Annotated in this window: 9 protein-coding genes; 1 reads left to right on the top strand and 8 read right to left on the bottom strand. The window is 61.8% G+C overall.

All coding sequences use genetic code 11. The features are described from left to right. Positions 1 to 5 precede the first annotated feature (5 nt). The 8 genes from QVF59_RS06305 to lgt form a co-directional block, all read right to left on the bottom strand. On the bottom strand, positions 6 to 773 hold the full coding sequence (locus tag QVF59_RS06305; RefSeq protein ID WP_159878917.1) for a 3',5'-cyclic-nucleotide phosphodiesterase: 768 nt from the start codon (positions 771 to 773) through the stop codon (positions 6 to 8). 200 nt (positions 774 to 973) lie between these two features. After that, positions 974 to 1,648, bottom strand: coding sequence for an amino acid ABC transporter permease (locus QVF59_RS06310; RefSeq protein ID WP_287878132.1), 675 nt, complete (start codon positions 1,646 to 1,648; stop codon positions 974 to 976). Continuing rightward, complete coding sequence (locus QVF59_RS06315) at positions 1,645 to 2,382, bottom strand: amino acid ABC transporter permease (protein WP_287878135.1); 738 nt, start codon at positions 2,380 to 2,382, stop codon at positions 1,645 to 1,647. The genes QVF59_RS06310 and QVF59_RS06315 overlap by 4 nt, the downstream gene beginning before the upstream one ends. A gap of 88 nt (positions 2,383 to 2,470) precedes the next feature. Continuing rightward, positions 2,471 to 3,277, bottom strand: coding sequence for an ABC transporter substrate-binding protein (locus QVF59_RS06320; protein ID WP_287878138.1), 807 nt, complete (start codon positions 3,275 to 3,277; stop codon positions 2,471 to 2,473). 192 nt (positions 3,278 to 3,469) lie between these two features. Next, the gene (gene phnE, locus QVF59_RS06325) at positions 3,470 to 5,038 is read right to left on the bottom strand and encodes a phosphonate ABC transporter, permease protein PhnE (protein ID WP_287878140.1); all 1,569 of its coding nucleotides are present in this window, start codon (positions 5,036 to 5,038) and stop codon (positions 3,470 to 3,472) included. Continuing rightward, a complete protein-coding gene (locus QVF59_RS06330; RefSeq protein ID WP_159878911.1) occupies positions 5,032 to 5,829 on the bottom strand; it encodes a phosphonate ABC transporter ATP-binding protein in 798 nt (265 codons plus the stop codon). Before QVF59_RS06330 ends, phnE begins: the two co-directional genes overlap by 7 nt. Beyond that, a complete protein-coding gene (locus QVF59_RS06335) occupies positions 5,826 to 6,674 on the bottom strand; it encodes a putative selenate ABC transporter substrate-binding protein (RefSeq protein WP_287878144.1) in 849 nt (282 codons plus the stop codon). Before QVF59_RS06335 ends, QVF59_RS06330 begins: the two co-directional genes overlap by 4 nt. Positions 6,675 to 6,804: 130 nt before the next feature. Beyond that, on the bottom strand, positions 6,805 to 7,656 hold the full coding sequence (gene lgt, locus QVF59_RS06340; protein ID WP_287878146.1) for a prolipoprotein diacylglyceryl transferase: 852 nt from the start codon (positions 7,654 to 7,656) through the stop codon (positions 6,805 to 6,807). A gap of 198 nt (positions 7,657 to 7,854) precedes the next feature. On the opposite strand from lgt, the gene QVF59_RS06345 reads away from it, so the two are divergent. Next, positions 7,855 to 8,288 (top strand): dihydroxy-acid dehydratase domain-containing protein (locus QVF59_RS06345; protein ID WP_287878149.1); only part of this gene is annotated, 434 nt, incomplete at its 3' end.

Here is an 8,288-nt window from a genome sequence, read left to right on the forward strand (position 1 = left end):
CTGTTTTACAGCTCGATGCTGATGCCTTGTTCCAGCGGATGCAAGTGCAGCAGCGATGGCAGCTCCTTGCGAACCTGCTCCAGTATCTGTGTACGCTGCCTGTTGTCGGTATGGGTGATCCAGACATGGACATTGGGCGGCAGGATTTCCAGCAGGGGAATCAGCAGGGCCGGCGACATGTGTCCATCCACCATGGCCTTGGCGGAGTTTTCATTGAGATAGCTCAGTTCGCAGATGACATCGGTCAGCGACGGCACATGGCTGATCCAGTGCCAGAACGCCAGGCAGGGGCCGGAATCTCCGGTAAAGGCCAGCGCCCGCCACGGGCCTTCCAGCAGCCAGCCGACAGCCGGCACGTTGTGTTCTGCTGGCAAGGCGGTAGCAATACCGTCCGGCAAGGAAACCGCATCTCCCACTTCCACTGCATGCAGTCGTAGCCAAGGCACATTGCCCGGCGCTGCCTTGGTGTAGTCCGGCCATTGCTGGCTGCCAAACATCTGCTGTTTCAGCGCATCGATGGTTTCCTGCTGGGTATACACATCCACGCCGCGTCCGCCGTGGCTGATATGGGTATCGGCCAGCAGCGGCAGGCCGCTGCAGTGATCCAGATGACTGTGCGTGAGCAAGACCGTTTCGATTTGCAATAGGGCTTGCGTGTCGAGATCGACAATGCCGCTGCCACAATCGAGCAGGCAGTTGGCGTCCACCAGAAAACAGGTGGTGCGCATCGCCTGGCCATAGCCGGATGATGATCCCAGAACCTTGACGTGCATGTGTGTCCCCTTGCAAAGGTGCGGCATGAAGCCCTTTGCAGTGTAGCCGATGGCGTGGCATCGCGCCGCAGCCGGTACCGCGGCGCATGCAAGTCGGGAAAATGTGCAGGGGTCTCTGCTTTACGTAGCCGGTGTGTCTGTACCGATTGTATGACCGGGGCTATGGGGGAAATGCCAGACAGCAGGTAAAACCATGCAAATCAGGGCTCAGCTGCCATCAGCCGGCGTCCGGTCCATTCCAGCGTGGCGCACAGCAGCAGGTAGGCAAGGGCGACAATGCCGAATATCTGCAAGGGGTAAACCTGCTCGCGGTTGTTGATCTGGGTGGCGACAAAGGTGAATTCGGCCACACCAACCACATACGCCAGCGAGCTGTCTTTCAGCAGGGTGATCCACTGGTTGACGAAGGAGGGCAGCATATGGCGCAAGGCCGGCGGCAGGATGACGTAACGCAGCGTCTGCCAGCGCGTCATGCCCAGTGCCGCACCAGCCAGCCATTGACCCTTGCCTATGGCCTCAATCCCGGCCAGCACCGACTGGCTCAGATAGGCGGAGTTGATCAGCGCCAGAGCGGCAATCACCGTCAGTACGCCGGGGATGTCGATGCCAAACAGGATGGGCAGCAAAAAGTAGCACCAGAAAATCAGCATCAGCACCGGGATGGCACGCAGCACCTGTACCAGCATGGTCAGGCTGCGCTTCAGGCGCGGGCCGCCCATGGTGAGGGCAATGCCACCGGCCAGTCCGCCCAGCGTGGCCAGCGCACCGGCAGCCAGGCTGATGCCAACGGTGAGCAGCAGTCCACCCGGATGGCCATGCACCAGATTACCCCATAGCAGATAGTCCAGATTGTCTTGCAGCAAGGTCAGCATCATCGGATATGGCCCTCGGTGGCGTGCCGGCTACCGGCCAGTTGGGTGGCGATCACCAGCAACAGGTAGAGCGCAGTGGCCACGGCAAAGGCTTGAAAGGCCAGCAGGGTTTCGCTTTCCACCTGACGCGAGGTATAGGACAGCTCCGCCACGCCAATGGCCATGGTCAGCGAGGTGTTCTTGATCACCGCGGTGTACTGGCCCAGCAGCGGCTGGCGAATCACCCGCAGCGCTTGTGGCAGCACGATGTAGCGGAAGATCTGCCACTCCGTCATGCCCAGGGCGCGCGCCGCCAGCCTTTGCCCGCGGGCCACGGTATTTAGCCCGGCGGCCAGTTCGGCGCTGATGAAACAGGCCGAATACAGCGACAGCGCCAGCCAGGCGGCCAGCCATTCGAAAGAGGGCCAGCCCAGGCTGAAGCCCAGTGGCAGTGCCCATTGATGCGGGGTGTTCAGCCATTGCATGGCGGCATCCGGCAGCAAGCCGCCAGCCCCGAAATACCATAGCAAGACCTGCACCAGCAGCGGCGTGTTGCGATGCAGGCTGCAAAACAGACGGGCAGGCCATCGCAGCCAGCGTTGCCGGCTATCCTGTGCTGCGCACAGCAGGATGCCCAGCAGGGTGGCTGCCAGACTGACACACAGTGCCAGTGCGGCAGTCATGGCGGCACCATGCAGCAGCCAGCCCAGATAATGCGGTGCCAGCCAGCCTTGTCCCAGCCAGGAGGGTGGAGTCATTAGTCCGTCTTTTTAGTAAGGGGGATGAAAATGCAGAAAACCGGCCTGTGCGACAGGTGCGCAGGCCGGTTGGCGTGTCCGGGTGAAATCAGACGGCGTCGCCGATCTTGAAATCACGCGGCAGCGGTGCCTTGGTGCTGGGGCCGAACCAGCGGTCATAGATCTTGCGTGCTTGGCCGGATTTTTCCAGCTCCAGCAGCGTTTCATTTACTACCTTGGTCAGGCGTGCCTCGCCCTTGGGCAGGCCGATGGCCTGGTATTCGCGGGTGAGGGTAAACGGTGCCAGCTCGTACTTGGCCTTGTCCGGGGCATTGGCCAGCAGTGCCGCCAGCTTGGAGCCGTCCTGCGAAATGGCCTGCACATTGCCATTGCGCAGTGCGGTGAAGGCCAGCGGGGTGTCGTCGTAGGCCACTACCGTGGTCTTGCTGTATTTCTCGCGCAGATAGATTTCCTGCGTGGTGCCCTTGTCCACGCCCACGCGCAGGCCGGCCAGCTGTTCCGGCTTGCTCAGGCTGCCTTTGCGAGCGATGAACTGCTGACCGGAAGCAAAGTAGGGCAGGCTGAAGTCCACCTGCTTCTTGCGCTCATCGGTGACGGTGAAGTTGGCGGCCACCAGGTCGGCCTTGCCCGCCACCAGCAGCGGAATGCGATTGGCCGGATTGGTGGGCACCAGCTCCAGCTTGACCTGGAGTTTCTTGGCAATGGCCTGGGCGACTTCTACGTCCAGACCGCTGATCTGGTGGGTCTTGGCATCCAGAAAGCCAAACGGCGGGTTGCTGTCGAAGGCTGCCACGCGCAGTACGCCGGCTTTCTTGATGTCGTCCAGGCGATCGGCCAGGGCATGGCCGGCAGTGCCCAGCAGGGTGAGCGCCAGTAGCAGGGAAGGGGTTTTCATGGCTAAGCCTCTTGTGGAGTGAGATGACAATGACAGTCAGTACCGGTAGGTACAGCTGTGAATGGCCTCCATGCTAGGTGTAGTGGCTCAGCAGGTAAAACGATTAAAAATGCATTTTTTATCAGGATATGGAATAAGCAAGGGCAGCACAGTGGCTGCCCTTGCACAGGCAGGTGGGGCCGGGCGCAGCGCTCAGTCCATCTGCCGTCGCCAGGCACGGCTGAGTTGTTCCACTGCCCACGACAGTAGCAGCATGGCGATGATCAGGCTGGCAGCCCGGTGCTGCTGGAAGAGAGACAAGGCCAGATAAAGCTGCTGCCCCAGCCCGCCGGCCCCGACAATGCCCAGCACTGTAGCAATGCGGATATTGTTTTCCCAGCGGTACAGGGTATAGGCCACCCATTGGCTAAATACCGTCGGCAGCAGGCCGTAGGCAAAAGCCAGCACCCGGCTGGCCCCGGCCTGGCGCAGGGCCAGTTCTGGCGCGTGATCGGCATTTTCCAGCGTCTCGGCAAACAGCCGCCCCAGCACGCCGGCAGTGTGCAAGGCCAGCGCCAGCACCCCGGCGGCCGGCCCCAGCCCGACAGCCAGCACGGCGACGGAAGCCCACAGCAGATCAGGTACGCCGCGCAACAGGTTAAGCAGCAGACGGCTAGCCCATTTGGCGGCACTGCCAAAGCGCCCGGCAGCCGGCATCGCCAGTATCGCCGCCACAGCAAAAGCCAGTACCGTACCCAGTGCCGACATGGCCAGCGTTTCCAGCGTGCCATGGGCCAGCTCGGCCAGCATGTTGCCATCCGGCGGGAAAAAGTCATGGCTGAAGCGTGCAATGGCGGACAGATCAAAGCCGCTGTCGCGCCAGCCCGGCAGCAGCCACAGCACGCTGGCCAGCACCGCTAGTACGCCGCTACATAGCAAGTAGAGGCCGCCACGCGTGTGTTCCAGTGCATGACGCGACAGCAGGCTGATGCCCTCGCTCAGGCTCACCAGCAACAGGAAAACCAGCAGCAAGGTGCTGACCTCGCCGCCATTGAGCATTTTCAGGCTGGTGTCCAGTAACTGGCCGACGCCACCGGCACCAACAAAACCCATCACTGCGGATGCCCGGATGGCGCACTCCCAGCGATACACGCTATAGCTCACCAGCTCCGGCAGGGCTTGCGGCCACAAGCCATACAGCAGGCACTGCCAGCGGCTGGCACCTTGCAGATGCAGTGCGCCAGCCAGTTCGCGCGGCTGGGATTCCAGAATCTCGGCATACACCTTGCCCAGCATGCCGCCATAGGCCAGACCGATGGCCAGCACCGCCGGCAGGCTGCCCAGGCCCGCAGCCCGCACAAACAGCAGTGCCCAGACGATTTCCGGAATGCCGCGCAAGATCACCATCAGTCCGCGTAGCAGTGATTTGAGCAGTTCGATACCCGCCAGCGCCGATTCGCCCGCCAGCACATGGCGCTCCAGTGCCCGTGTGGTGACAAACGCCAGTGGCGCGCCCAGCAACATTGCCAAGGCAATACCTGCCGTGGCACTGGCCAGCGTGGTGATGGTTTCGCGTGCCACATCCAGCAGAAAACTGCCTTGGGTGGATAGCGGGAAAAAGCCGGCGACAAAACCGGCCATGGTGCGCCAGCTATCAGGATTGGCCAGCGTGGCCGGATTGAACTGGGTCAGGCTGAAGCTGGGTGCCAGCAAGGCCAGGCACAGCAGCAGGGTGAACAAGCGCGGCCACCGGGCCGGATCGCGTGGATGGGGGGTCAGCATCGCAAGCCCTGGCTGACGCTGGCTGCCGGTGGCGTAGCTGCCGGCTCGGCCAGCCTTTCGCCGGCATAGAGCGCGCTTACCACACCGGGATGAACCTGCTCGCGTGGCAGATCAAACATGATCTGGCCGTCACGCACCCCGATGATGCGCGGGAAATGGGCCAGCGCCAGTTCCACCGAATGCAGGCTGACCAGCAGGCTGGCCTGGCGTGCGTGGGCTTCTGCCACCAGCAGGCTGATGGTGTCTTCCGCCAGCCTGGGGTCCAGCGCGGCCACCGGCTCATCCGCCAGCAGCAGATCGGCCTGCTGATACAGCACGCGGGCAATGCCGACCCGCTGGCGTTGGCCACCGGACAACTGATCACAGCGTTGCCATAGCTTGTCGGCCAGCGCTAGCCGCTGCAGGCAATCCTGCACTGCCGCGCCGTCATTCGGCCACAGCAGGCGGGTCAGGGCGGCCAGGCCGCCATATTGGCCCAGCTTGCCGGCTGCCACGCTGTGGATCACCCGCTGGCGGGCTGGCAGCGGGGCTGCCTGGTAGACCATGCCGATGCGGCTGCGCAGCCGCCGCAGCCAGCGTGCCGACAAATGCCATGGGTTGTCACCCAGCACGCTCAGGCTGCCCTGGCTTGGGCGGTAGCGCGTGGCGGCCAGCAGCAGCAGGGAGGTTTTGCCGGCCCCGGAAGGGCCGATCAGCGCTGCCTGTTCGCCGCCGGCCAGCTCCAGCCTGATGTCGCGCAGCACATCCACGCCGCCTAGCTGCAGGCTGACACCGTCAAACAGCAGGCTCACTTGAGCAGGCCTGCCGCTTCAGCTGCCGCCTCGATGCCCTTGTAGTTGTCAGCCTTGGTGGGGATGAAACGGCTGGCGCGTTGCAGCTCCAGAATGGCTTTATCCTGCGGATTTTTCGCATCCAGCTTGAGGAAGGCCGTAGTGATGCGTGCCTGCAGTTTCTTGTCCAGATTGCCGCGCACTGTCCAGTTGTAGTCGTAGAAGGTTGGGCTGGTGGCCAGCAGTTTCACCTTGCTGCTGTCTACCTTGCCACTTGCTACCAGCTTGTCCCATACCGAGGCATTGAGCGCACCGGCATCCACCTTGCCGGAGGCCACCCAGGCCACGGTGGCGTCATGCGCGCCGGAGTAGGCCACGTTCTTGAAGAAGGTTTCCGGTTTGATGCCTTCCTTTTGCAGGAAGTAACGCGGCATCAGGTGGCCCGAAGTGGAGGAGGCCGAGCCGAAGGCAAAGCTCTTGCCCTTGAGGTCCTTCAGCGACTTGGCGCCCACGGCGGCATTGACGATGAATTTGGAGGTGAACTTGCTGTCCTCCTCACGCTGTACCAGCGGCACCACCTTGCCATGTAGGCTGGCCTGCACAAAGGTAAAGCCACCCAGCCAGGCCATGTCGATCTTGTCGCTATTGAGTGCGGTCACCACCGCGGCGTAGTCGGTCACCGGCACAAACTGCACCTTCATGCCCAACTCTTTTTCCAGATACTGGCCTAGCGGGGCAAACTTGCGCTGCAACTCGGTCGGGGCTTCATCCGGAATGGCGGAGACTTTCAGCACGGCTTCTTCGGCACAAGCCATGGCGGAGACAGCCAGCAAGGCCGTAGCCAGCGTGAGTTTGAGGGTTTTCATGCCTGGTATTCCTTATCTGTGCGGGCAAAAGGCCGCAGGACAAATAAAAGCCAGTCGATGATTGGCTTCATGACTGGCTTTATTGATAAACCACAGTGGCAGGCAAAAGACTGCCAGCGGCAATTATAGCCTAGCGCTGCTGGCGTTTGCCGAACCAGACCAGCAACACCACGCCGATAACAATCATCGGCAGGCTCAGCCACTGGCCCATGCTGATGGTGTAGGAATGGCCGAAGATGCCGGCATCCGGATTGCGGAAAAACTCGCTGACAAAGCGTGCCAGACCGTAACCGATCAGGAACACTGCCGACACCTGCCCCCGCGCACGCGGCTTGCTGCTGTAAATCCACAGCACGGCAAACAGGGCGATGCCTTCCAGCAAAAATTCATACAGCTGGGAAGGGTGACGCGGCAGTGCGCCGTACTGCATCAGCATGTTCAACAGGTCGGACGAGGTCTGGCCCTCGGCCAGATCATTGGCCCTGGCGGAAGGAAACAGCATGGCCCAGGGCAGATCGGGGCTGGCCACGCGGCCCCACAGCTCGCCATTGATGAAATTGCCGATGCGCCCGGCGGCCAGGCCCAGCGGCACCAGCGGGGCGATGAAGTCGGTTAGCTCCCAGAAGCTGCGCTGCTGCTTGCGGGCAAACAAGGCCATGCCCACCAGCACACCGAGGAAACCACCGTGGAAGGACATGCCACCCTTCCATACCATGAAGATTTCCGCCGGGTGGCTGAAGTAGTAGCCGGGTTCGTAAAACAGCACTTCACCCAGCCGACCGCCAATCACCACACCCAGCACGCCATACATCAGCAGGTCGTCCAGCAGTTTGGATGTGAGAAAAGCGTGGCCCTGGCGGATGCGGTAATTTCCCAGAAGCAGGAACAGGCCGAAGCCCAACAGGTACATCAAGCCATACCAGTGAATGGCCAGCGGGCCCAGGTGAATGGCGACGGGGTCGAACTGCGGATGAACGATCATTTGTCAGGTCGGTGCGTTTGCGGTAAAAGAATATGGACGAAATTATACGGAATGCGTTCCGCCGCGTCCTGTCATTACCATGACAGATTGCGGCCAGCCCGATCCAGCGGCACCCGGGAGAGGGCAGACCTGCCTGCAACACAGGCGCGGTCAGCGGCAATGCACTCTGCAAGCATCTGATCATCAAGGAAACAAGACATGCCCCAATACCGTTCCAAAACCTCCACCGCCGGCCGCAACATGGCGGGTGCCCGCGCTCTGTGGCGTGCTACCGGCATGAAAGACGAGGATTTTGGCAAGCCCATCATCGCCATTGCCAACAGCTTCACCCAATTCGTGCCCGGCCATGTCCACCTGCACAATATGGGACAGCTGGTAGCGCGTGAAATCGAACGCGCCGGCGGTGTGGCCAAGGAATTCAACACCATCGCCATCGACGACGGCATCGCCATGGGCCACGGCGGCATGCTGTACAGCCTGCCCAGCCGCGACCTGATTGCCGACAGCGTGGAATACATGGTGAATGCCCACTGTGCCGACGCGCTGGTGTGCATCTCCAACTGCGACAAGATCACCCCCGGCATGCTGATGGCTGCCATGCGCCTGAACATTCCGGTGATTTTTGTTTCCGG

Origin of the sequence: Aquitalea sp. (assembly GCF_030150775.1) — a bacterium.
Taxonomy (GTDB): Bacteria; Pseudomonadota; Gammaproteobacteria; order Burkholderiales; family Chromobacteriaceae; genus Aquitalea; species Aquitalea denitrificans.